The 24,495-nt window shown below is 69.8% G+C and carries 14 protein-coding genes; 8 read left to right on the top strand and 6 right to left on the bottom strand.

The features are described 5' to 3' along the window. Positions 1-166: 166 nt before the first annotated feature. The 5 genes from ACQEU8_RS04565 to ACQEU8_RS04545 form a co-directional block, all read right to left on the bottom strand. Positions 167-895: an NAD(P)-dependent oxidoreductase gene (locus ACQEU8_RS04565; RefSeq protein WP_433097043.1), complete on the bottom strand. Its 729-nt coding sequence runs from the start codon at positions 893-895 to the stop codon at positions 167-169. A gap of 51 nt (positions 896-946) precedes the next feature. Then, entirely contained in the window at positions 947-1,711 is a 765-nt protein-coding gene (locus ACQEU8_RS04560) for a class I SAM-dependent methyltransferase (protein ID WP_433097041.1), read from the bottom strand. Positions 1,712-1,816: 105 nt separating this feature from the next. Continuing rightward, the gene (locus tag ACQEU8_RS04555; RefSeq protein WP_433097039.1) at positions 1,817-2,815 is read right to left on the bottom strand and encodes an isopenicillin N synthase family dioxygenase; all 999 of its coding nucleotides are present in this window, start codon (positions 2,813-2,815) and stop codon (positions 1,817-1,819) included. Between the two features lie 292 nt (positions 2,816-3,107). Continuing rightward, entirely contained in the window at positions 3,108-4,121 is a 1,014-nt protein-coding gene (locus tag ACQEU8_RS04550; protein WP_433097037.1) for an isopenicillin N synthase family dioxygenase, read from the bottom strand. A gap of 71 nt (positions 4,122-4,192) precedes the next feature. Next, positions 4,193-5,587: an MFS transporter gene (locus ACQEU8_RS04545; protein WP_433102143.1), complete on the bottom strand. Its 1,395-nt coding sequence runs from the start codon at positions 5,585-5,587 to the stop codon at positions 4,193-4,195. Between the two features lie 392 nt (positions 5,588-5,979). On the opposite strand from ACQEU8_RS04545, the gene ACQEU8_RS04540 reads away from it, so the two are divergent. After that, entirely contained in the window at positions 5,980-6,687 is a 708-nt protein-coding gene (locus tag ACQEU8_RS04540) for a TetR/AcrR family transcriptional regulator (protein ID WP_433102141.1), read from the top strand. 214 nt (positions 6,688-6,901) lie between these two features. On the opposite strand, the gene ACQEU8_RS04535 is transcribed toward ACQEU8_RS04540, so the two are convergent. Then, a complete protein-coding gene (locus tag ACQEU8_RS04535; protein WP_433097035.1) occupies positions 6,902-7,885 on the bottom strand; it encodes a serine hydrolase in 984 nt (327 codons plus the stop codon). A 772-nt stretch (positions 7,886-8,657) separates the two neighbouring features. On the opposite strand from ACQEU8_RS04535, the gene ACQEU8_RS04530 reads away from it, so the two are divergent. From ACQEU8_RS04530 to ACQEU8_RS04500, 7 genes are all read left to right on the top strand, one after another. Beyond that, positions 8,658-10,640: an amino acid transporter gene (locus tag ACQEU8_RS04530; protein ID WP_433102139.1), complete on the top strand. Its 1,983-nt coding sequence runs from the start codon at positions 8,658-8,660 to the stop codon at positions 10,638-10,640. A 608-nt stretch (positions 10,641-11,248) separates the two neighbouring features. After that, the gene (locus tag ACQEU8_RS04525) at positions 11,249-11,512 is read left to right on the top strand and encodes a hypothetical protein (RefSeq protein WP_433097033.1); all 264 of its coding nucleotides are present in this window, start codon (positions 11,249-11,251) and stop codon (positions 11,510-11,512) included. Beyond that, positions 11,509-13,782 (top strand): heavy metal translocating P-type ATPase, encoded by a 2,274-nt coding sequence (locus ACQEU8_RS04520; protein ID WP_433097031.1) that lies wholly within the window; start codon positions 11,509-11,511, stop codon positions 13,780-13,782. Before ACQEU8_RS04525 ends, ACQEU8_RS04520 begins: the two co-directional genes overlap by 4 nt. Next, positions 13,779-14,297, top strand: coding sequence for a copper chaperone PCu(A)C (locus ACQEU8_RS04515; RefSeq protein ID WP_433097029.1), 519 nt, complete (start codon positions 13,779-13,781; stop codon positions 14,295-14,297). Before ACQEU8_RS04520 ends, ACQEU8_RS04515 begins: the two co-directional genes overlap by 4 nt. Positions 14,298-14,439: 142 nt before the next feature. Beyond that, a complete protein-coding gene (locus ACQEU8_RS04510; protein WP_433097027.1) occupies positions 14,440-15,138 on the top strand; it encodes a hypothetical protein in 699 nt (232 codons plus the stop codon). Positions 15,139-15,311: 173 nt separating this feature from the next. Then, positions 15,312-15,932, top strand: coding sequence for a sigma-70 family RNA polymerase sigma factor (locus tag ACQEU8_RS04505; RefSeq protein WP_433097025.1), 621 nt, complete (start codon positions 15,312-15,314; stop codon positions 15,930-15,932). A 420-nt stretch (positions 15,933-16,352) separates the two neighbouring features. Next, positions 16,353-24,068 (top strand): amino acid adenylation domain-containing protein, encoded by a 7,716-nt coding sequence (locus tag ACQEU8_RS04500; protein WP_433097023.1) that lies wholly within the window; start codon positions 16,353-16,355, stop codon positions 24,066-24,068. Positions 24,069-24,495: the final 427 nt, after the last annotated feature.

The following is a 24,495-nucleotide window of genomic DNA, read 5'->3' as shown; positions in this document are numbered from 1 at the left end:
GTCGCCTGGTCGAAGTCTCAGATCTGTTCCAGTCCTACCACGCCGTTTTGGAGTTGGGTTCGGATCGAGCCGGGGCCGGGGCCGCGGGGAACGCGGGTCACAAACGCGCGCGGAGACGACACCACCCATTCCAGGTGGTGTCGTCGTCGCGCGTGCGGCTCGAATCCTACTTATGGTCCCAGGAGCCGATGCGCATGACTTCCTTTTTCAGTACGTCACCGAAGGTCGGCACCCCCTCCGTGGTGAATACCGAAATCACCGAGCGCACATAGGAGTTGTCGGTCACCTCACGCAGCAGAGAATTGGCGAGATCGATACGGGAGGTGTAGAGCCCCGGCGACTCCGGCGGACCGAAGTGGTAGTTGCTGAGCACGTCGGTGTTGTAGAGCGCGGACGGCCGGACGATGGTCCAGTCGAGCTCGGTCGCGCGCACGATCTGCTCCATGCGGAGCATGTCGTCGTAGAGGGTGCGGCCGAGGGTGGTCAGGAAGGGATAGAGGACCCTGCGGTACATGAACCGTTCGTAGAGCGGCTTTTCCCCCGCCGACCGGGGCGCGTGCACGGCCAGCAGCCGCGAGGTCACCGTGACCAGCCGCTTGACGCCGTGCAGCGCCATCGCGTCGGTGATGTGGGTGATGCCCCGGGACAGCACCGTCACCGGCTGGCGTCCGTAGGGGACGCCGAGGATCGAGATGACCGCCTCGTTGCCGGCCACCGCCTGCTCGACCGCCGCCTGGTCGGTCACGTCCGCGGCGCACACCCGCAACTGCGGATCGGTGAGGGGGAAGGCCTCGGGCCGGCGTACGGCCGCGGTCACCGTGTGCCCCGCGGCGAGCGCCTGCTCGGTCAGGTGCCGCCCGGTGGAACTGTTTGCTCCGAACACAGCGAGCTTCAATGCGATTCTCCGTCTCGAGAGTGTGCCACCCGTCCGGTTTCCGCCCTCCCGTTACGGCTTGGTGGCGGTGTAGAGGGCGAACGGCGGGTTGGCCACGAAATCGGCCCAGTAGCCCTTCTCGGACAGACCGGCGATGTGCCCGGGCGCGCGATTCGGGTGCCGCTTGACGTCCACCAGTCCGGCCTTTTCCATGGCCTCCTCCGTGGTGCCGGGCGGCCAGAAGAAACCGTCGAAACCGACATGCGGCTCGACGTCCATCTCGATGTGGATGACCTGAAGGTCGCCGTGCTTCTCCTTCGGGGTGATGGAGAGCCCGTAGCGGGGATAGACGGACATCTTCTCCAGGTCGATGTCCGGGTTCGAGCACAGCGCGACCATCGTGCCGCCGCTCACCAGGTTCTCGGCGCACCGCTCCACCATGGCCTGGTATTCCGCGGTGTCCTTCGCGTGTACGAACGCCCAGATGGGTGCCACGACATCGAACTCTCCCAGCACGGGAAGTTCCGCGGCGTCCACCGCCTGGTACGAGATCCCCAGCGGCTGCTCCTCCTCGATACGGCTCGCCACATCGACCATGCTCTGCTCGATGTCGACACCGACGACCGTCGCGGCGCCGAGCCGCTTGAATATACGGGAATAGAAACCGGTGCCGCACGCCACATCCAGAACGCGCTTCCCGGTGAGGTCCGGCATTCCGGAGAGCAGCGTCTCCCGCTCCACAAAGGCGTACGGCAGATTCTTGACGTTGTCGTACTGCGTGCTCGAAGCCTGGTACTGCTCGCTGATCCTGTCGTGGTGGACGCTCTTCTGATTCATCCCTTGCCTTTCTACGGAGCCGGACTCTGTGCTTTTCTTCGACCCTAGGTGCGGCTGTGCCGGCGGACTATGTGAGGGCGATGGATCTGTCAACTCCGAAGAAATTCAGGAGAATATCTTCTGGACCTTGCGCGACACCCAGTCGCTGACGGTCACGGTGTCGAACCGCTCCACAGCGGAAGAATCAGTGAAAGGCCGCATCGGCTCGATGGAGGCGTCGTGGTTGGGGAGGTAGAAGAAGGGGATGGTGAGGCGGGATGTGGTGTCGCCGTGTGGGGGGTTGATGACGCGGTGCATGGTGGAGACCCAGCGTCCGCCGGTCCACAGGGCCATGAGGTCGCCGATGTTGACGACGAAGCTGCCGGGGATGGCGGCGATGTCGCGCCAGTTGTCTTCGCCTTGGAGGACTTGGAGGCCGCCGCGGTCGTCCTCCTGGTAGAGGATGGTGAGGCTGCCGAAGTCGGTGTGCGGACCGCGGCGGAGCTGGCCGGGGAGGGGCGGCTGGAGCTGGGGCGGGTAGTAGTTGACGGCGACGGATGAGCCGTGGTGGTCGAACTTGTCGTCGAAGAAGTCCTCCTCCAGCTCCAGCGCGAGGGCGAACAACCGCATGAGATCGGCGGCCAGTTCGCTCATGGCGGCCATGTACTCCCGCCACGCCTGCTGGAATCCGGCGGGGTTCTTCGGCCACACGTTCCGGTGCGTCCAGCTCGCCCACTGGTCGCCGAGCTTGAGGCGCTCCTCGTCGCTCAGCTCTCCGGTCACATGCGCCGCATAGGTCTCACACAGGTCGGGCGGTGTCTTCTGGTCCAGGCTGCGCGCCAGCGTGCCGCCGGCCCTGCGGTATCCGGACACACCCGGGCGGGAAGCGACCAGATCCTTCTCCTCCTCCGGAAGTTTGAAGAAGGAGTTCGTCACCGAGAACATACGGTCGATGAGTTCCGGAGAAATCTGGTGCCCGACGATGATGAAAAACCCGGAATTCCGCAGCGCCTGCCCGATCGCCTCGGCAATCGCGGCGCGCCCCGTGGAACTTCCACGCGCGGAGAGGTCGATGACCGGGACGAATCCATCGGTCACCGTGGCGGTCGACTGATCAGTGCTCACGAATTTTCCTTCCTCCGCATTCCCGAGGCTTACGCGGCTACCCCCAGGAAGTGATGTCTCGCCCTGACGGTAGGTCCGCCCGACTGCGGGTCGCCACGTCCGGCGGCCGAATATGTCAACTCATCCTCAGTCCCGCCCAGGTGGCCGAGCCGGTCTGCCGTGCTTTTCTTTACGCGTTCCTATCGGCCGGAAACCGCTGCCACTAATGGCTGAAAGCCGATCCGTTGCCGAGGTGCGTATACGGGGGAGTGCACCTCGGCAACGAATCGGGGTCGGGTACGCGCTCCTCGCGTTACGGAGCGCCGGCGAACATCTTCTGGATCTTGCGGGACATCCACTGCCCGGCAATCACCCGGTTGTGGTGCTGTGGGCGGCCGTTGTGCGCGTCCACGCACTGCTGCAGCGGTTCGATCGTGGCGTCGTGGTTGGGGAGGTAGAAGAAGGGGATGGTGAGGCGGGATGTGGTGTCGCCGTGTGGGGGGTTGATGACGCGGTGCATGGTGGAGACCCAGCGTCCGCCGGTCCACAGGGCCATGAGGTCGCCGATGTTGACGACGAAGCTGCCGGGGATGGCGGCGATGTCGCGCCAAGTGTTCTCGCCTTGGAGGACTTGGAGGCCGCCGCGGTCGTCCTCCTGGTAGAGGATGGTGAGGCTGCCGAAGTCGGTGTGCGGACCGCGCCGCCACTGTCCCGGAAGCGGCGGCTGGAGCTGCGGCGGGTAGTAGTTGACGGCGACGGATGAGCCGTGGTGGTCGAACTTGTCGTCGAAGAAGTCCTCCTCCAGCTCCAGCGCGAGCGCGAACAACCGCATCAGGTCCGCCGCGAGATCGCTTATGGCGGCCATGTACTCCTGCCACACCTCCCGGAAACCGGCGGGCCGCTCGGGCCAGATGTTCGCCAGCGTCCAGGTGGCCCACTGATCGCCGAGCTTGCAGCGCTCCTCGTCGCTCAGCTCACCGGTCACATGCGCCGCGAACGCCTCGCACAGATCGGGCGGCGTCTCCTGGTCGAGACTGAGGGCGGTCGTACCGCCCGTCCGCCGGTAGCCGGACACCCCCGGCCGATGCGCGACGAGGTCCTTCTCCTCGTCGGGGAGATGGAAGAAGTCGCTGGTAATCGTGAACATACGGTCGATGAGGTCCTGGTGGACACCATGACCGGTGATCACAAAGAAACCGGAACTCGTGCACGCCTGGTCGATCGCGGTGGCGATCGCGGCGCGTTCCTTGGCCGTGTCTTTCGCGGACAAATCGATGACGGGTACGAAACCCTCGGCAGCGGTGGGGGGCAGCTGCGCCTTGTCCATGGGCCTTGTTTCTCCTTCTTCGGCTGGGGGCGGCCTGGCTGGTTGGTCCGGGTTGAGCGGAGTGTGACGACCTAGTGCGTGGCCTCGAGAGCGGCCTCGGGCTCGGGAGTACGGTCACGGCGCTGGGAGAAGCAGGCGACGGCCAGTGCGCCGGCGAGGAGGATGCCGAACGCCACCCACAGCGCCACCGTGTAACCGTGCACCGTTCCGGCGTTGACGGCTTCCCGTCCGGCCCCGTGCTCCTCGAGGTAGTCACCGGTGACGCTGGTGGCGATCGAGTTGAGCAGGGCGGTACCGAACGCGGCGCCCACCTGCTGCACCGTGTTGTACGCCGCCGAGGCGACACCCGCTTCGGCGTAACCGAGTTCGACCGTCGCCATGTTGGTCGCCGCCGCCAGCAGGCAGCCGAGACCGAGACCGGTCAGGATCATCGAGGGGGTCAGATAGGCGGCGAAGACGTTGGAGCTGTCCACTTCGAGCTGAGTGAGGATCAGCATGCCGAGTGCGGAGGACAGCAGGCTGCCCGCGATCAGCACGTTCGCATGGACGCGTCCGGTCAGTTTCCCGGCGATCAGCATCGCGCCGATGGTGGTGCAGACAGCGTTCACCAGCAGCGTCATGCCTGCCTTGACGGGTGAGTAGCCGAGGATCGTCTGCGTGTAGTAGCTGACGAACAGATAGAAGCCGAACATCGCGATGAACATCACGCACACGGAGACGAAGGCGACGCCCCGCGTCCGGTGGGCGAGGATGCGCAGCGGCAGCAGCGGATGCCCTGTCCTGGCCTCGACCAGGACGAACAGCCCCAGCAGGAAGATGCCGCCGATCAACAGGGCCAGCACCTTGGGGTCGCCCCAGCCGTGCGGCTCGGCCTGGGTGAAGCCGTAGACCAGGCAGACCAGCCCGGCCACGCTCAGCAGCACTCCGGGGACGTCCAGATTGCGCAGGGTTCCGCTGGGCCGGTCACGCTTGATGAGCGGTACGCCGAGCAGCGCGAGCGCGGCCATGGGGATGTTGATGTAGAGGCACCAGCGCCAGTCCGCGTACTCGGTGAGCAGGCCACCCGCCACTACGCCGAGCGCCGCTCCACCGGCGCCCACACCGGCGAAGACGCCGAATGCTTTGCCGCGTTCACGTCCGTCGGTGAACGTCAGGATCAGAATGGACAGCGCGGCCGGCGCCAACAGAGCGGCGAAGACGCCTTGTCCCGCGCGGGCGGCGAACAGCATGCCGGCGGAGTTCGCCGCGCCGCCGAGAGCGGAGGCCACGGCGAAGCCGATCAGGCTGAGGGTGAAGGCCCGCCGGTGCCCGAGGGCCCCGCACACCCGGCCACCCACGAGCAACAGGCCGCCGAAGGCCAGCGCGTAAGCGGTGATCACCCAGTGCCGGTCGGCGTCCGTCATGCCCAGATCCTGCTGGGCCGACGGAAGAGCGATGTTCACGATGGTCGCGTCCAGCACGACCATCAGCTGAGCAAGGCTCACCACGGGGAGAGTCCACCAGCGTTTTGTCGATTGAGCGGGAGGAGCCGGGGCTTCTTGCTTGATGTCTGTCACAGTCACTCGCACTATGGTCGGGTATCTCGAACGTTGGTCTAGTGAGCAGTGACTGTACTACAACTCAGCGCAGCGGGACATGACGAAAGGTGGCTGTGGACGCCCCGGGAGGGCGCCCCCCGGAGCGCCAAATGCCCTGGTCAGCCGGGGTGTTGGAAATTTTTCAGAAAGTGGGACGCGACTCGGCCGGGGGGCGGCAGCCACCTGGTACGGACCGGGAGTCAGGACATGCGAGACTCCAGTGCACACTCGGCGCGGACTGTCGTGCCGGGTCCGAGCCGCGCGATTTCGGAGGTGACGTCATCGCAGACAAAGAGCGCACGAAGAGCCGCTCCGGCGGGAAGGTCGGCAACGTCTGGCTGCGGCCCTCGCGGGAGAACAAGGGCGAACCCCCGCTGACCCGGGCACGTATCGTCGAGGCGGCCGTCGCGCTGCTGGACGACGAGGGCATGGACCGGCTGACGATGCGGCGGCTGGCCGAACGGCTCCAGGTGGGCGCGACGACGCTGTACTGGCACGTGGCGACCAAGGACGACGTCGTCGACCTCGCGGTCGACGCCATCTTCGGGGAGACCCAGGTCCCGGACCGGCACGCCGACAGCGCCCGCGACGACATCGCGGCCCTCGTCAACGACTGGCGCAAGGCGATGCTCCGGCATCCCTGGGCAGCCACCGTGCCCGCACGTCAACGGCCGCTCATGGGGCCCAACTTCCTGGCGTGGATGGAATTCCTCCAGACCGCGCTGGTACGCGCGGGACTGACCGGCAAGCGGCTCAACGCGGCGACATGGGCGCTCTACAACCATGTGATGGGTGCCACCGCCACCCAGTCCAGCCTGCAACTGTCCGCGGAGGAGACCCGGATGGGACAGCAGTACCTGGAGAGCCGGCGCGAGCAGTACCCGACCGTCGCCGCGAACAACTACATCGCCGACGACGACTGGGACGCCAACTTCAGGCTCGGGCTGGAATTCCTGCTCGACGGAATCGAGGCGGGCTCCCGCCCCTGACCCGCGAGGCGGTGGAATCCCGCTGCAGTCGCCGGTGCCCCGGGGGCACGGCCGGACCCGGGGGCCGGCCGGAGGGGCACCGGCGGTCATGACGCGCCGCGCCGTCGGGCCGGCGTGCGCGGTGCCGGGCCGCCGTGCGTAGTGCCGACGCGACGAGCCGTTGCCGGAGAAAGTCTCCGATTCCCGTGGACTTTGCTGCCGGTCGACGTTCGGCTCAGCGGGTGCTGTCGGCGGTCAGTTCGCGGTGGATCGCCCGGGACACGGTCTCGATCCTCTCGACGCCGTCGGCCATGGTCTTGTTGTCCTGGGAGAGCACCGCGATCCCGTAGTCGTGGCCGCTTCCGGTGAAGGCGCCGATGCTGTTGACGCGCCAGCCGTGCGTGTCGCGGGACAGCCAGCCGTTCTTCACATGCACGGTGGCGTCCTTCGGGGCGCCTGCGGGGGTGCCCCAGCGCTGGTCGGCGGTGACCTCGTTCATCAGACGGAGCTCGTACGCGCGGGACTTGGCGTTCAGCACCTTGTTGTCTGAGGTGAGCAGCTTGAGCAGCTTCACCTGGTCGCCGGCTGTGATCCGGGTGAGGCCCCAGTAGCCCTTCCGGCCCGGCTCGGTGCGCTTCATGCCCGCCAGATCGAGGAAGTGCTGCACATTCCCGCGTCCGACCTCGCGCCAGAGGGTGCTGGTTGCGTCGTTGTCCGACTTGGTGATCATGGCGGTTGCGAGCTTCTTCTCGCGCGGGGTGAGCTTGCGGTGGTCCTCCTGGGCCTGCCGCAGCAGCGCACCGAGAAGGGTTGCCTTCACCACGCTCGCCGAGTCGTACGCGGCACCCGCCCGATACGTGCACGAGGTGCCGGACGAACGGTCGTAGAGCGCGACCGCCGCCGTGCTGTGATGCTTGCCCAGAGCGCCGGCCACGGCCTTGGACAGCCGGTGCGCCGGCTCGCCGTTGTCCGAGGTGCACGCCACCCGTGCGTCCCCGGCCCGGGAGCGCTCGGTGGCGGCCGCGGCATCGTTCGCCACGGCCGGCGTCCCCGCTGCCGTTCCACCGACCAGTACGGCGGCCACCAGGCCGACGGCGCGCCGCTTACCGCGCTGCCGGACGCCCTCGCCCGGCCGGGACGAGGCATGCGGTATGCCGGACTCCGCGCCGCCGGAGCCCTCGCTGGGGCGGGCTTCCGTCATTCCCCTGCTCTTCCTCATGCGGGTCTCCCCGTTCGGTGCTCGGTGCTGGTCGCGACTGGGCGTACTCGGTGACATGCCAGACGGGCACAGCGGCCATCGGTCCCCCGGCGATGTGACTGTGTCGGCGCGCCGCTGTCGGACAGGTGGGTGGGCCCCGAAGGTCCGGGGCGGCCGGGCGCGGGCTCCGATGCGCGCGCCCTCGGCAACTGAGGCGAGGATCCGGCTGCGAACCGTTACTGAGCTGCCCCGATATGTGATCGCCGAGCCCCTCGCCGACGCGCGAGCCTACGCGGAGCACACCCTGCTCCGGGAGGGGAGAGGGCGAGGTTGTCGCCAGGAGAGAGAATCTTCACGGCCTGAGCACCGGACGGACAACGGTGCAGCGAAAACCGAGTACAGCGAGTCACCAGCCCGCACTGCACGGGCGGTGGTGCGGCTGTTGCACGCCGTACACGAGCGACGCGGATGGGGACCAACTCGGCACGCATGTCGGCCGCGAACCGCTGCCTCTGCCGCTATGGCGCGTGCCGCAGCGTCGCCCGTACGCGTTCGTCAGCATCGACTGCGGCCAGAGCGGCCAGCAGCACGGCGCGTGCCGGTCACATGCGCGGCGGTCAATCCGCGGTGCTCATCGTCGGACCTCGGCGGCCGCGCCTCTGTGTCGCGTGCCGGGGGCCCCGGTACACCACTGTGCCGTCGGTGCGGCGCATACTCGGTGATCGCGCGGTACCCGCAGGCGGTGACCGCGGCGACAGGTGCACTCGGCGGGCAAGAAGGGCTGAAGACGGAAATGGCGGAAGCGGACGGGCCGGCTGTGCCCGAAGTGGTGGACAGTCCCGCTCTCCGGAGCCGGCCGACCGGGCGACTGGCCGGCTGGCTGCTGCGTCATCAGGTGGAGCCGGTCGGTCCGGCAGCCGGCGAAGGGCACGCCAAACCACATTCCTGGTGGAAGGTGATGTGCCTGACGGGTGTCGACTACTTCTCCAGCCTGGCCTATGTGCCCGCGATCGCAGCCCTGGCGGCCGGGGCGGTATCTCCGTTGGCGACGCTGCTGATCGTGACGTTGACCCTGCTGGGGATGTTGCCCATGTACCGGCACGTGGCCCGGGAGAGCCCGCGCGGTGCCGGGTCGGTGGCGATGCTGGAGGACCTGCTGCCGTTCTGGTGGGGCAAGCTGTTCGTGCTGGTCCTCCTCGGTTTCGTGGCGACTTCCTGGATCATCACGATCACCCTGTCCACGGCGGACGCCTCCGTGCACGTCGTGGAGAACCCGTTCTTCCCGCAGGCCCTGCACGGCCACGAGGTCGCGCTCACGGTCGCCCTGCTGCTGGTGCTCGGCGGCGTCTTCCTCCTCGGGTTCAGCGAAGCGGTCAGCGTGGCCATCCCGCTGGTCGTCCTCTTCCTGGTGCTGAACGCGGTCATCATCGCCGTCGGCCTCATCGACGTCTTCACCACCCAAGGGGCCCTGACGGACTGGTCGGACGCGCTCCTCGAAGGGGGCGGCGGCTTCGGCGACCTGATGGGCCCGGCGCTGTTGGCGTTCCCGCTGCTCGTACTGGGCCTCTCCGGCTTCGAGACCGGGGTCAGCATGATGCCGCTGGTCTCCGCGGCGGGCGCCGATGCCGAGCAGCGGCTGCGCTCGCGGATCCGCAACACCCGCGCGCTGCTGACCACCGCCGCGCTCATCATGAGCGTCTATCTGCTGTCCGCGAGCTTCGTGACGACCGTCCTCATCCCGCACAAGGAGTTCGAACCCGGCGGCGCCGCCAACGGCCGTGCCCTGGCCTGGCTGGCGCACGAACACGTCGGAGAAGCGTTCGGCACCGTCTACGACATCAGCACCATCCTCATCCTCTGGTTCGCCGGCGCGTCCGCGATGGCGGGGCTGGTGAACATCGTCCCCAGGTATCTGCCCGGCTACGGCATGGCACCGGAGTGGGGACGCGCCGTACGGCCGGTCGTCCTCGTCTACACCGCCGTCTGCGTCTGCATCACGATCGCCTTCGACGCCGACGTGGATGCCCAAGCCGGTGCCTACGCGACCGGCATTCTCGCCATGATGGTCTCCGGTGCCTTCGCGGTCACCGTCTCGGTCGCCCGCAACGGGCGCAAGGTCATGGCCGTCGGGTTCGCCCTGCTCACCGCGGTGCTGCTCTACGCGCTGGTCTACAACATCGTCGACAAGCCCGACGGCATCGCCATCTCCGGCTTCTTCATCGCAGGCATCATCGTCGTGTCACTCGTCTCCCGGGTCTCCCGCACCACAGAACTGCGCGCCGACCGCATCGTCTTCGACCCGGCAGCCCGCCGGTTCATCAGCGAGACCCTCGCCTACGACAACTCCATCAACATCATCGCCAACCGGCGCCAGGCGGGCGACCGGACCGAGTACGACCTCAAGGAGCGGGAGCAGCGCGGAACCAACCCCGTTCCCGGCCCCGCCGATGTGCTGTTCCTGGAGATCGACGTGGTCGACCCATCGGACTTCAGCAACACCCTGGAGATACACGGTGTCGAGGTCGACGGCTACCGCATTCTGCGCGCCGAAGCCCCCGCAGCCCCGAACGCCATCGCCGCCATTCTGCTCGCCCTGCGCGATGCCACCGGCGTCCGTCCGCACTGCTACTTCGCCTGGGCCGAAGGCAGCCCGCTGCGGCACATGTTCCGCTACTTCCTACTCGGCCGCGGCGACACCGCACCGGTCGTTCGCGAGATCATCCGCAGCAACGAACCCGACCCGGACCAGCGACCCGGCATCCACGTCGGCGGCTGACCTGCATGCCGTGGCTGCCCCACATCTCGGCCGACCCGTACAAGGTGCGGCCCGGCCGCCGAAGTCGGTACGGTCACGGCGCGGCGGGGTCCCGGTCCACAGCATCAGACGGGCGGCGACCTCCACCCACAGCCAACTGGCCGTGATTTCACTGTACTTACGGCCCACCTGGCCCCGCTGAAGACTGCGGTGCAGCTCCCCGAACCAGGCCCGGAGCGGCAGCCACTACCCGTACGTACGTCTCCAGGCGCGGCGCTGCGGTACGGCCCCGGCGGAACGCGGAGCAGGGGCCGTCCCAGTGAGTCGGCGGACGAGCGGGCGGAGTTCCGAGCACCGGCGCGGAAGGAACGGTGACACCCGCCACACCGGCCACACCCGCGCGGCGTGACGCGCCGCACACCGATGCCCCGGAACTCGGCACCGCCTCGGCCCGACCCATGAAGCGGTACGGCCTCGCCCGGGCGGGCCGACAACCGGCCGGCAACCGGTCGGCACCGGACCGGCCGACAACCGGGCCAGCCGACAACCGGCCGACAAGCCCGGCCGACCGACAAAACCCGGCCGACCGACAAACCGGCCGACCGTACGACGCGATCTGGGAGGCGCTCATGGACGAGCCCCGACGATCTCCTGCCGCCATGGGCGCGACAGCTGCCGCCACGGGTGCGACAGCACGGAAGCTGCTGCCCCCGCCCGCGCTCTGCGGCTTCCTTCTGCTGCTGGCGCTGGTGTTCGCGGCGTCGTACGCCGTCGGCTCCGTGGCCGGGCCGGTGGCGCCCGGTATGCACGGCACCGGGTCGGGCACCGGCGGCGAGCCGGACGGCGGAGGGGGCGGCGGTATGGAACACGGACACGGGGGAGGCGGCCGATGAGCGTGGAGCCGGTGGTCGCGCTGATGACGACCGATCTGACCGTCGGCGGGATGACCTGCGCGGCCTGTGTGCGCCGCGTGGAGAAGAAGCTCGCCAAGCTGGACGGGGTCACGGCGACCGTCAACCTGGCCACGGGGCGGGCCCGGGTGAGTCATCCGGCGGGCGTTCTGCCCGAACAACTCCTCGCCACGATAGAGCAGGCCGGATACACAGCCGCCCTGCCCGAACCTCCCCCGGGGAAGAGGCGCGAGGAGGACCAAGAGGACCAACAGGAATCCGCGGACGCCCGGCTGGAGCGCAACCGGCTGGTGGGCACCGCGCTTCTCGCGGTGCCGGTGCTCGTGCTGTCGATGGTGCCCGCACTCCAGTTCCGGAACTGGCAGTGGCTGTGCTTCGTACTGTCCGCGCCTGTCGCCTCCTGGAGCGCGTGGCCGTTCCACCAGCGGGCGCTGCGCGGCCTGCGGCACTCCGCGGCGACCATGGACACCCTGGTGTCGCTGGGCGTCGCGGCGTCCTTCTCCTGGTCCGCGTACGCGCTCTTCCTCGGGGGCGCGGGCGAGCCGGGGATGCGGATGCCGTTCAGCGTGGTTCCCTCCGCGTCCGGCGGCGCCGCGCATCTGTATCTGGAGGCGGCAGTCGGGGTGCCGCTGTTCGTCCTGGCGGGACGGTATGCGGAGGCACGCGCCCGGCGGGGGACAGGCGTGGCCCTGCGGTCGCTGGCACAGCTCGCGGCAAAGGAGGTCTCGATCCGCGACGGCGACTGCGAACGTCTCGTTCCGATCGAGCAGTTGGGCATCGGCCAGGACTTCGTCGTACGTCCCGGCGAACGGATCGCCACCGACGGCGAGGTGGTGGAAGGCAGCTCGGCGGTCGACCTGTCGCTGATCACCGGGGAGAGCGAACCGGTCGAGATCCGGCCGGGCTCCACCGTGGTCGGTGGCGCCGTCAACGCCGGCGGGCTGCTGCTCGTACGGGCCACGGCCGTCGGCGCTGACACCCAGCTCGCCCGTATCACCCGGCTGGTGACCGAGGCACAGGCAGGCCGGGCCCGCGCGCAGCGACTGGCCGACTCGGTGGCGGGTGTCTTCGTGCCGGTGGTGTTGACGCTGGCGGCCACGGCGCTCGGGTTCTGGCTCGGTGCCGGGGCCGAGCCCCAGGCGGCCGTGACCGCGAGCGTCGCGGTACTCGTCGTGGCCTGCCCGTGCGCGCTCGGCCTGGCGACGCCGACGGCGCTGATGGCCGCCACCGGCCGGGGCGCACAGCTGGGCGTCCTCGTCAGCGGTCCGCAGGCGCTGGAGGGGCTTCAGCACATCGACGCCGTGGTGCTCGACAAGACCGGCACCCTCACCTCGGGCCGGATGAGCGTCGCCCGGGTCACCGCCGTACCGGACGGGCTGGGGAAGGAGGCGGTGCTGTCGCTGGCGGGCACCGTCGAGCAGGGGTCGGAGCATCCGGTGGGCCGCGCGATCACCGCCGCCGCCCGGCGGTCCCGCACCGGCGGGGCCCTGCCCGAGGTGAGCGGGTTCAGCGCGCTGCCCGGACGGGGAGCACGCGGTCGCGTCGCCGGCCGGCTGGTCGAGGCCCTCGCCCCGGACGGCGAGTTGCCGGCCGTCCTGACGGAGGCGTTGGCCAAGGCCGAGGCCGCCGCGCACACCGCCGTGCTGATCCGGGTGGACGGCGTGGCCGAGGCCCTGTTCGAGATCGGTGACGTGGTGCGCCCGGGGAGTTTCCGGGCAGCTGAGCGGCTGCGACGCCTCGGTGTGCACCTCGTACTCGCCACCGGAGACCGGGAAGCGCCTGCCCGGGCCATCGCGGCGACACTGGGAATCGAGGAAGTGCACGCCCGCTGCACTCCCGAGGACAAGGCATCTCTCGTACGGGAGCTGAGGGAGCGCGGCCATCGGGTCGCGGTGGTGGGCGACGGTGTGAACGACGCCGCGGCCCTGGCGGGCGCCGACTTGGGCATCGCCATGGGCAGCGGCACGGATGTGGCGATCGGCGCGGCGGACGTGACGCTGGTACGTGGCGACATCGAGACGCTGGCCGACGCGGTCCGCCTCGCCAGGCGCACGCTGGGCACGATCCGCACCAATCTCGGGTGGGCCTTCGGATACAACGCGGTGACCGTGCCACTCGCCATGGTCGGCCTGCTCAACCCGATGCTCGCCGCGGCGGCGATGTCGGTCAGCTCGCTGCTCGTCGTCGGCAACAGCCTGCGGCTGCGCGCCTGGCAGCCCGCACCGGCGCACGCGAGGAGGGGCCTCCGGTGAGCGAACACCTCTGGAGACCGTCCCGCCGCCGGGTGGCCGAAGCGCTGCGGGCCGGCGTCGCTCCCGTCGCCGCCTGCGGCATCGCCCTCGGCGGGCTGACGGCATGGGCCGCCACCGGCCAGGCGGGCAGCCCCGCCCGGATCGACGTACCGCGCGGACAGGTCCTCCTGCCGTACGGGAACACCACCGAGACCGCCGCGTTCTTCGACATCGAGAACTCCGGCGACGCGGTGGACGAACTGGTCGAGGTGACCTCTCCCGACACGAGCGCACGCATCGCCCTCAGCCGGCACCGCACCACCCGCAGCGGCGCCCCCTACAAGGACAGCGTGGCGTCGGCGACGGTGCCTGCGAGGAGCGAACTGTCCATGGACCCGCATTCCGTGGACGTGACGCTGTCGGCCGGACCGGAGTGGCGCCCGGGCGACGTGGTGCGGTTCACGCTGCACTTCAAGCACAGCGGGGCAGTCAGGACGACCGCGACGGTGATCCCGCCGAGCGCGCGCGACGAGTGACCGCACAGTTCCGCGGTGCACTCCAGGGAGCCTCCAGCGTGCTGCTGCTCTCCGCCCGCCACACTGGGCAGCGGATACCGGACCGGTACGGCTGTCGTACCCCCGTACGACCACCGCTGTCCGGATGCGACGATGAGGCGCGATGACTGTCGGGTGGGGTTCTCGCACGCTTAGGGCCGGAATGTTCGCGGCCCTCTGCGTGTTGGTCGCCGCCTTCGGACACGTCCTGATGTCCGGCAGCGACGTACCCGCCTGGGCGCTGGCCGCCGGTGCCGCCGTGACCGGTGCGGGCGGCTGGTACCTGGCAGGCCGCGAGCGCGGGCTGCCGACGGTCGTGACGGTCGTCGTCGCCGCGCAGGCGCTGCTGCACTCGGCGTTCTCGCTCGCCCAGTCACTCGCTCCGGCACCGCCGGAACCGGCGTCCCGCGGGGCCTCCATGCATATGGGGCACCACATGGGCGCGATGGACCACGCCACGGGTTCCGCGTCCACCGGCATGGGGCACATGGGCGCCGCCCCCACGGGATCCATGGAGCACATGGGTCACATGGGCCATTCCGCGAGCGGCACCTGGTCGCTCGGCATGCTGGCCGCTCACCTGCTGGCCGCCGTGCTGTGCGGTCTGTGGCTGGCATACGGCGAAAAGGCCGCCTTCCGCATACTGCGGGCCGTCGCCGGATGGCTGGCCGCGCCGCTGCGACTGCTGCTCGCCGCGCCCCTCACCCCGAACCGCCCGCGGGTCCGCGCGGCTCGCCGTCGCTCGGACCGGGCACCGAGCCTTCTCCTTCTCCATCACGCCATCACCTCCCGGGGGCCGCCCGCGACGGCGGCTGTCGTCTGAGACAGCAGGCACCCCGAGGCAGCCCCTGCGCACCTCGGGCCCCGGTCGCACGCGCGCAAGCGCCATGCGGCCGTCTCGACTCCCACCGGACCGTGTCGGCGCTCTCCGCGTCCGCGTTCCGCGCCCGCGTGCTGCCACCGGTCCGGGTCATGGATGACTGAGAAGGACATCAGGTGATCACTCCTGCCTTGACCACGCCGTACGAGAAACCCGACAACGCCGAAAGGACATCGGCCGACGAGTCGATCACGGCATGGGCGCTGGCCGCCCGTGGCGGCGACCCCCGAGCCGTCGAGCTGTTCGTACGTGCCCTGCACCGCGACGTCCTGCGGTACATCGCCCACCTGTGCGCCGACCCCCAGGCAGTCGACGACCTGGCGCAGGACACCTTCCTGCGGGCACTCGGCAGCCTGCACCGTTTCGAGGGCCGCTCGTCGGCCCGCGCGTGGCTGCTGTCCATCGCCCGGCGCGCGGTGATCGACAGCTATCGGCATGCTGCCGTACGGCCCCGGCTTTCGGACGTCCCCGACTGGCAGATGGCCATCGAACGTGCGCAACCGCAGGATCTGCCGGGCTTCGATGACGGCATCGCGCTGCTCGAACTGCTGGGCTCGCTGCCGGACGAGCGCCGGGAGGCGTTCATCCTCACCCAACTGCTGGGCCTTCCGTACGCGGAGGCAGCGAAGGTCAGCGACTGCCCGGTGGGCACCGTCCGTTCACGCGTGGCCCGCGCCCGGGTCACGCTGACGGATCTGCTGACTGTCGCGGACGAACCCGCCGCGGTCGCGGCCTGAGCCGAACCGCCGCACACCGGAAGGTGCCGGTACCGGACAACGTCTCCGGTGCCGGCACCTTTCCCCTTTCCCGGGAGATCCCCCACATGTCCGACCACGCTGAACTGGCCGCGCATCGACGGGAGTTGGAGCAGCGCGCCGGTCGGCGCAACCATGCCTCGGCAGCAGGATTTCATCCCTTTGTGTAGGAGCGATCTTCCACGGCCGGAGCGTGCAGTCCCGGCTGGCACGATGAGCCCGCTGAACAGAACCGGTCACGCCGACGGGCAGCACACGCATGCCAGTTGTCGTTCTGTCGACCGGACGCGGTGCCGTCCGCCGAACGATCGGCGGGCGTCTGCTTGTGCCCGTCGGCCGGCTCGGCGCCGTCGGGTGCGGAGCGTGGGTGGAGGTCGTCGGAACATTGCAGGAGGTTGCCCCGTGTCCCGTCATGAGCTTGCCGCTGTGGAGGACGGTCCGGCATCGGTCGCGCAGCACAAGGCGGATCCGTCGGCGGAGGTTCTGCCGCTGACAGCCGCCCAGCGCGAGGTCTGGTTCTCCGAGCAGCACGCTCCACAGGCCGGCGCCGCGTTGCGCGTCGCGGAGTACCTGGAGATCCGCGGACCGGTCGACCCGGCAGTGTTCGAGGCGGCGCTGCGCCAGGTCGTCGCGGAGACCGATGCGCTGAGGGTCCGTCTGGTGCTGGGTGACGACGGCCCGGTACAGCTCCTGGAACCCGAGTTGCCCTGGTCACTGTCGGTCGTCCAGGTCGGCGACGAACCCGACCCGGAGGCCGCCGCACGCGCGTGGATCGCCCAGGACCTGGCCCGGCCCATGGATATGGCGGAAGGCCCGCTGTTCAGCTTCGCCCTGCTCCAACTGACGCCGGACCGGTTCTGGTGGTCCCACACGTACCACCACGCCGTCATGGACAGTTTCGGCCGCTCCCTCGTGGCACGCAGGACCGCGGATGTGTACACCGCCTTGGCCCGCGGCCGGCGGACGGGCCACAGCCCTTTCGGCCCGCTGTCGGACCTGGCCCGGGCGGATCAGAAGTACCGGGAGTCCCCGGAGTGCGCTAAGGACCGGGAGTACTGGGCCCGGCAACTGGCAGGCTGGGAGCGGGCGGCGGCGATTCCGCCCCGCCTCGGCTTCGGGCCAGCGGAGCACGGCGTGCCGGGAACAGAACAGCCCTCCCACCACCCGGCTACCGGGGTTGCCCGTACAACCGAGGTACACCGCTTCCTGCGCCCCCAGGCCCTGCGTGCGGCAGCCCGGCGCGCCGACATCACCCAGAACCGCTTCGTGATCGCGGCGGTGGCGCTCTACATCCACCGGCTGACCGGTACCAGGGACGTCGTCGTAGGGCTGGCCGTCTCGGGCCGTCCTGACCATGTCTCGCGCACGACGCCTGGAATGCTGGCCAACGGCGTTCCCCTGCGACTGACCGTGCGGCCCGACATGTCGCTGGGCAGCCTGTTGGCCCAAGTCGACGACCGGGTGCGGGAAGCGGTGGCGCACCAGCGCTACCGCGGCGAGGACCTGCATCGCGAGCTGGGCCTGCCCCGTGCCGCCGGTACGGCGTTCTCGCCCGTGGTCAATCTGATGGGCTTCCCCTACGACTTCACCTTCGACGGCCACCGGTGCACCGCGCACCAGACCTCCGCCGGGCTGTTCGCAGACCTGATGATCGCCGTGTGGGACCGCCGGGACGACGAAGGCCCTCAACTGCAACTCCGCGGCGCTCCCGAGGTGTACGACGACGCGGCCCTCGCGGACCACCAGCGGCGGCTGCTGCGCCTGCTGGCGGACCTGGCGGAATTCGACCCGAGTCTCCCGGTCGGCAGGCTCGATCTCCTCTCGGCCGACGAACGCCGGCGCTTGACCGGCGACGCGGAAACACCGGCGCGCGGAGCTGCTGCCGTTCCCGTACCGGCGCTGTTCGAGGAGCAGGTGCGCAGCACACCAGGCGCGGTGGCGGTGCGCGTCGCTGATACGACCCTCACCTACGGCGAGCTCAACGCGCGCGCCAACCGGTTCGCGCACGCGCTCATCGCGCGGGGAATCGGGGCCGAGGACGTGGTGGCCCTGGCTCTGCCACGTAGCCCGGAACTGGTGGCGGCGATCCTGGGAGTGCTCAAAGCAGGGGCGGCCTACCTGCCGGTGGACCCGGCGTACCCGGCGGCGCGGATCGAGTATCTGCTCACCGACGCGCGGCCGACCCTCATGATCGACGATCCGCGGACGGTGACCGAACTGGCACAGGGCCGTCCCGACACCGACCCGGGAATCGTGGTGGACCCGCTCCACCCGGCGTACGTGATCTACACCTCGGGGTCGACCGGCCGGCCCAAGGGGGTGGTCGTCACCCACACCGGCGTGGCGAACCTGGTCGCTGCCCAGGCGGAGCGCTTCGCGATCGACGCCGACAGCCGCGTCCTCCAGTTCGCCCCGCCCAGCTTCGACGCCTCCGTATCGGAGCTGTTCACCGCCTTGCTGACCGGGGCCACCCTGGTGCTCCCGCCCACCGACGACCCGCTGGCAGCCCTCACCGATCCGGATGTGTCGATCACCCATGTGACCGTGCCGCCTTCAGCACTCGCGGCAGTGGACGAAACACAGTCCTCCGTGAGCACCCTCGTGGTAGCAGGAGAGGCATGTCCGGCGAGCCTGGTGGCACGCTGGTCCGTGAAGTGCCGGATGGTGAACGCGTACGGACCGACCGAGGCCACCGTGTGCGCGACCATGAGCGATCCGCTCACATCTGCCCACAACCCGCCACCGATCGGTACGCCGATCCCCGCCACCCGCGTCCATGTGCTGGACAGCGCGCTGCGCCCGACACCGCCCGGCGCCGTGGGTGAGCTGTACATCACGGGGGTGGGGCTGGCGCGCGGTTACCTCAGGCGGCCGGGGCTGACCGCCGAGCGCTTCGTGGCCGACCCGTTCGGCCCTCCGGGGAGGCGGATGTACCGCACCGGTGATCTGGCCCGGTGGCGTCCCGACGGGCTGTTGGAGTTCGCCGGACGCGGCGACCAGCAGGTCAAGGTACGCGGTCACCGTGTCGAACCCGGCGAGGTCGAGGCCGCACTTGTCGGTGATTCCGACGTCGCTTCCGCCACCGTCGAGGTACGGGAGGGGCGTCTGGTGGCCTACGTGGTGCCTGCCTCACGGGCGGAGGCGGATATCGCGTCGATGCGCGCCCATCTGCGGGACCGGCTGCCGGAATACATGGTGCCTTCCTCCTTCGTGGTGCTGGAGGAACTGCCACTGACACCGAACGGCAAACTGGACCGGGCCGCGCTGCCCGCGCCCGCCGTCACCACGACCGCGGCTACCGGCCGCCCGCCGCGTACGCCGGACGAACAGGTGCTGTGCGAACTCTTCGCCGAGGTGCTGGGGGTGCCCGCCGTCGGTGTGGACGACGACTTCTTCGCACTCGGCGGCCACTCGCTCCTGGCCACCCGCCTCAGCAGCCGCATCCGGGCCACCCTCGGCACCGGCGTGGATCTGCGCGCGGTGTTCGAAGCACCCACCGTCGCCCGGCTGTCGGCCCGGCTGCACAGCGCGGCGGAGAAGCCCCCCGCCCTGACCGCCCGTGAACGACCCGATCCCGTACCGCTGTCGTACGCGCAACAGCGGCTGCTGTTCCTGCAACGTATGCGGGGACCCGACGCGACGTACAACATCCCCCTGGCGCTGCGGCTTTCCGGCGAGCTCGACCGGGCCGCGCTGGAGCAGGCGCTGCTGGATGTCGTCACCCGGCACGAGATCTTGCGCACCGTCTATCCGGAGGTCGGAGGCGTTCCGCGGCAACAGGTCTTGGAGGCCCGGGCGGCGTGTCCGCTGCTTCCGGTCGTCGAGGTGGACGAGGAGAGCCTCCCGTCGCGGCTCACGGAATCCGCTCAGCACATCTTCGGCCTCAGTGTCGAACCTCCGCTGCACGCTGAGCTTTTCGCCGTGAGCCCGACGGCGCATGTGCTGCTGCTCGTGGTCCATCACATCGCGGCCGACGGCTGGTCGATGGCGCCGTTGGCCCGGGACCTGGCGACGGCGTACGCCGCTCGGCGCCGGGGGGAGGAGCCGGGGTGGGCGCCGCTGCCGGTGCAGTACGCCGACTGCACGCTGTGGCAGCGCCAGTTGCTGGGCGACACCGCCGATCCCGACAGCCTGCTGAGCCGTCAGCTTGGCTACTGGACGCGAGCGCTGGCCGGCCTGCCCGACGAGATCACGCTCCCCACCGACCGGCCCCGCCCGGCCATCGCCTCGCACCGCGGCGCTGACGTCCCCCTCCGTTTCGACGCGGAACTGCACACGGCTCTCACGGAGCTGGCACGCGGCTCGGGGGTCAGCCTGTTCATGGTGCTGCACGCGGGACTTGCCGCCCTGCTCACCAAGCTCGGCGCGGGTGACGACATCCCCGTCGGCAGCCCCATCGCCGGACGTACCGACCAAGCCCTCGACGATCTGATGGGCTTCTTCGTCAACACCTTGGTCCTGCGCACCGACACCTCTGGCGACCCGACTTTCCGCCGGCTACTGGAACGCGTTCGTGAGACCGCACTGGGCGCCTTCGCCCATCAGGAGGTGCCCTTCGACCACCTGGTGGAGGCGATCAACCCGGCCCGGTCACCGTCCCGGCACCCGCTGTTCCAGGTGATGTTCTCCATCGACACCGACGAGGCCGACGTGTTCTCCCTCCCAGGTCTGGAGACCACCGCCGCAACCGTGGCGACGCCGACGGCCAAGTTCGACCTGGACATCGTCGTCTCTGAGCAGCACTCGGGGGACGGCGAGTGCCTGGGTCTGACGGGGAAGGTCGAGTACGCCACCGACCTGTTCGACCACACCACGGTCCAGGACATCGCCGTGCGCTGGACGCGGCTGCTGAAAGCGGCCGTGCGGCACCCGGACCGGCCGATCAGCCATATCGACGTCCTGTCAGCCGACGAGACACACCGCGCCCTCGGCGGGACCGCGAAGGACACGGCGACGCGTGGGCCCGCACGCACCCTCCCCAAACTCTTCCGCGAGCAGGTGAGCGCCGCTCCCGACTCGGTCGCCGTGGTGGCCGGCGGAACCGCCCTCACCTACGGTGAGCTGAACGTCCGGGCCAACCGGCTCGCCCATGCCATGACCGCTCGCGGTGTCGGAGTCGAGGACGTCGTCGCCCTCGCTCTGCCGCGTTCGGCCGACCTCATCGTGGCGATCCTCGCCGTCCTCAAATCCGGTGCCGCGTACCTCCCGCTCGACCCCGACCATCCGCCCGCCCGCCTCACGCGCATGCTCGAGAACGCGCGACCCGTGCTGCTGCTGTCGGATACGGCCACCGTCGAGGCGGTGGGTTCCGGCTCCCGTCTGCCGCACCTGCTGCTCGACGCACCCGAGACCGCCCGGGAGTTGGCGGCGCAGTCCGAGGCCGACCCGAACACGGGACTGCTGCCCGACCACCCGGCGTACGTGATCTACACCTCGGGGACGACCGGCGAACCCAAGGGCGTGGTGGCCCGGCACGCCGGCGTGGCCGATACGGTGACCCAGTACGGGGAGCAGGTGTTCGCCCCCGCGGCCGAGCGGGCCGGAAGGGGACGGTTGCGGGTGGCGCTGACCGCCTCGGTCTCCTTCGACGCCTCCTGGGCCCAGCTGGCGGCCCTCATGACCGGACACGAACTGCATGTGCCCGACGGTGCGACCTACGCCGACGGCGACCGGTTCGCGACCTGGCTCCTCCGCCACCGGATCGACTCCGTCGACGTCACACCTTCGTATATGCGGGTTCTGATCGAGCACGGACTGTTCACGAGCGAGCGATGGCGGCCGAGCGTTGCCGTCCTCGGCGGCGAGGCGCTGCCCGCGCGGCTGTGGCAGGAGCTGCGGGCTGTGGAGGGACTGACGGCCCACAACATGTACGGGCCGACCGAATGCACCGTGGACGCCGTACGCGCACGGCTCGACGACGCGGCCACCCCGCTGCTCGGGCTGCCGGTCCCGGGCGCTCGTGCCTATGTGCTGGACGGCGCGTTGCGGCCTGTGCCACCGGGCGTGGTCGGCGAGTTGTATGTGGCCGGTGCGGGCTTGGCGCGCGGCTATCTGCGTCGGCCGGGGCAGACCGCTGCGCGCTTCGTCGCCGATCCGTACGGGCCACCGGGGACGCGGATGTACCGCACCGGCGACCTGTGCCGCCGACGCCCTGAGGGGTGGCTCGAATTCGCCGGCCGCGTCGATGACCAGGTCAAGGTGCGCGGTCACCGTATCGAGCCGGGCGAGATCGAGACGGCGCTGACCCTCCACCCGCAGGTCGCCCAGGCCGCCGTGGTCGCCCGTGCGGACTGCCCCGGCGACGTACGTCTGGTCGCCTACGCCGTGCCCGTTCCCGGGGCTGAGGCGGCTCCGGCCGAGCTGCGTACCTTCCTCCGCAAGCGACTCCCCGACCACATGGTGCCGGCGGCCTTCGTGCGGCTGGACGCGCTGCCGTTGACGCCGAACGGGAAGCTGGACCGGGCCGCGCTGCCCGCCCCGGATGCCACCGCTGCCGCGGGGGTGCGTCGGGGTTCGTGTACGCCGGAAGAGCAGGTGCTGTGTGAGTTGTTCGCCGAGGTGCTGGGGGTGTCCGACGTCGGCGTCGACGACGACTTCTTCGCGCTGGGCGGTCACTCGCTGCTCGCGACCCGGCTGACCAGCCGCATCCGGGGCACACTCGGCGCGGAGCTCACCGTGCGCGCCCTGTTCGAAGCTCCCACCGTCGCCGACTTGGCGGCGCGCCTCGACGGCGGCGCGCAGCCCGCGCGCAGCCCGCTGACTCCCATGCCGCGCCCCGACAGGATGCCGCTGTCGTCGGGGCAGCAGTTGATGCTGTTCCTGCACCGCTTGGAGGGGCCCAGCCCCACGTTCAACATCCCGTTGGCACTGCGGCTGACCGGTCGGCTCGACAACAGGGCACTGGAGTGGGCCCTGGCCGATGTGGTGGCCCGGCACGAACCCCTGCGCACAGTGTTCCCCGAGGCAGACGGTGAGCCCATCCAGCACGTACTCGACGCGGAAGCGGCCCGGCCACGGCTGCATATGACCGCGATCGGTGAGGAGGAGCTGCCGGAACGGCTGACGGAAGCCGCCCGCTACGCGTTCGATCTGGCCGCCGAACCGCAGCTGCGTGCGGAACTGTTCGCCCTCCGGCCGACAGAGCACGTGCTGCTGATCGTCGTCCACCACATCGCAGCCGACGGCTGGTCGATGGCGCCGCTGACCCGGGACCTGACGACCGCCTACGTCGCCCGCGCCCGGGGCGAGGAGCCCGTATGGAAGCCGCTGCCGGTGCGGTATGCCGACTACACGCAGTGGCACTGGCGGTTGCTGGGGGACCCAGCCGACCCCGAGAGCCTGCAGAACCGCCAGCTCGCCCACTGGGCACGCGCGTTGAGCGGGATGCCCGACGAACTGAAGCTCCCGTACGACAAGCCACGCCCCGCCGCCATCTCACACCGCGGTGCCGACATCCTGGTCCGGATCGACACGGACGTGCATACGGCCCTCACCGAGCTGGCCCGCCGCTCCGGCGCCAGTCTGTTCATGGTGCTGCACGCGGGTCTGGCCGCGCTGCTGACCAGGATCGGCGCAGGCACCGACATCCCCGTGGCCTCCCCCATTGCCGGTCGCACCGACCAGGCGCTCGACGACCTCGTCGGCTACTTCGTCAACATCCTCGTCCTGCGCACCGACACCTCCGGTGATCCGACCTTTACCCAACTCGTCGAGCAGGTCCGCGACAACGCACTGGCAGCGTACGCACACCAGGACGTGGTCTTCGACCATCTGGTGGCGGGCGACGACGCCACACAATCCCTCGCCCAACGCCCCCTCTACCAGGTCATGCTCATGCTGCAGAACCTCCCGGAAGACCAGTTCGAGCCACCCGGGTTGCAGGTGAGGGACGTCCCAGTGGACGCGGGAACCGCACACGAGGACCTCTCCATCGGGCTGACCGAACGCCGGAGTGCCGACGGCACCCCCGCCGGTCTGGAGGGATTGGTCAAGTTCAGCACCGATGTGTTCGAACGGCCGACGATCGAGGCCCTCTTCACACGCTGGGTGCGGCTGTTGGCGGCCGCCGCAGAGACTCCGGACCAACCGCTGAGCCGCCTCGACGCACCCTCGCCCTAGAGAGCAGCGTGAACGGCCGGTGCCCGACGGTCGCTCCACCGACCTTGCCCGTCACCTGAGTTGAGCTCGACGCCCCGCAGGTCGCAGATGTGGCCCACCCGCCACATCTGCGGCCCAAGCTCGCGCCGCCCGTCACAATGCCTTGCCGTGCGCCTGGCTCCATCAGATGATCACGGTTCGTTCGCCGGCCCGCCGAGACCGGGCCGCCTGCCTGCCACCAGACCCGGACTATTCACTGATTGGTCAGCGTCCATGCTCACTCACGCCACTCCAGCCCCGCTGGTCACCTATGAGCTCATCGCACCCGCCCCTGCGCCGGGTCGCGGTCGTCCGACCGCCGTGCGACGCCGGAGGAGAGGAGACCGGAAACCGGTTTTGTGCCGCCCGCTCGTGCCGGGCTTCGACCCACAGCAGTGACCACTGAACC

It is taken from the genome of Streptomyces sp. CA-250714 (assembly GCF_050936705.1).
Taxonomy (GTDB): Bacteria; Actinomycetota; Actinomycetes; order Streptomycetales; family Streptomycetaceae; genus Streptomyces.
This window is presented reverse-complemented; position numbering and strand designations above follow the sequence as displayed.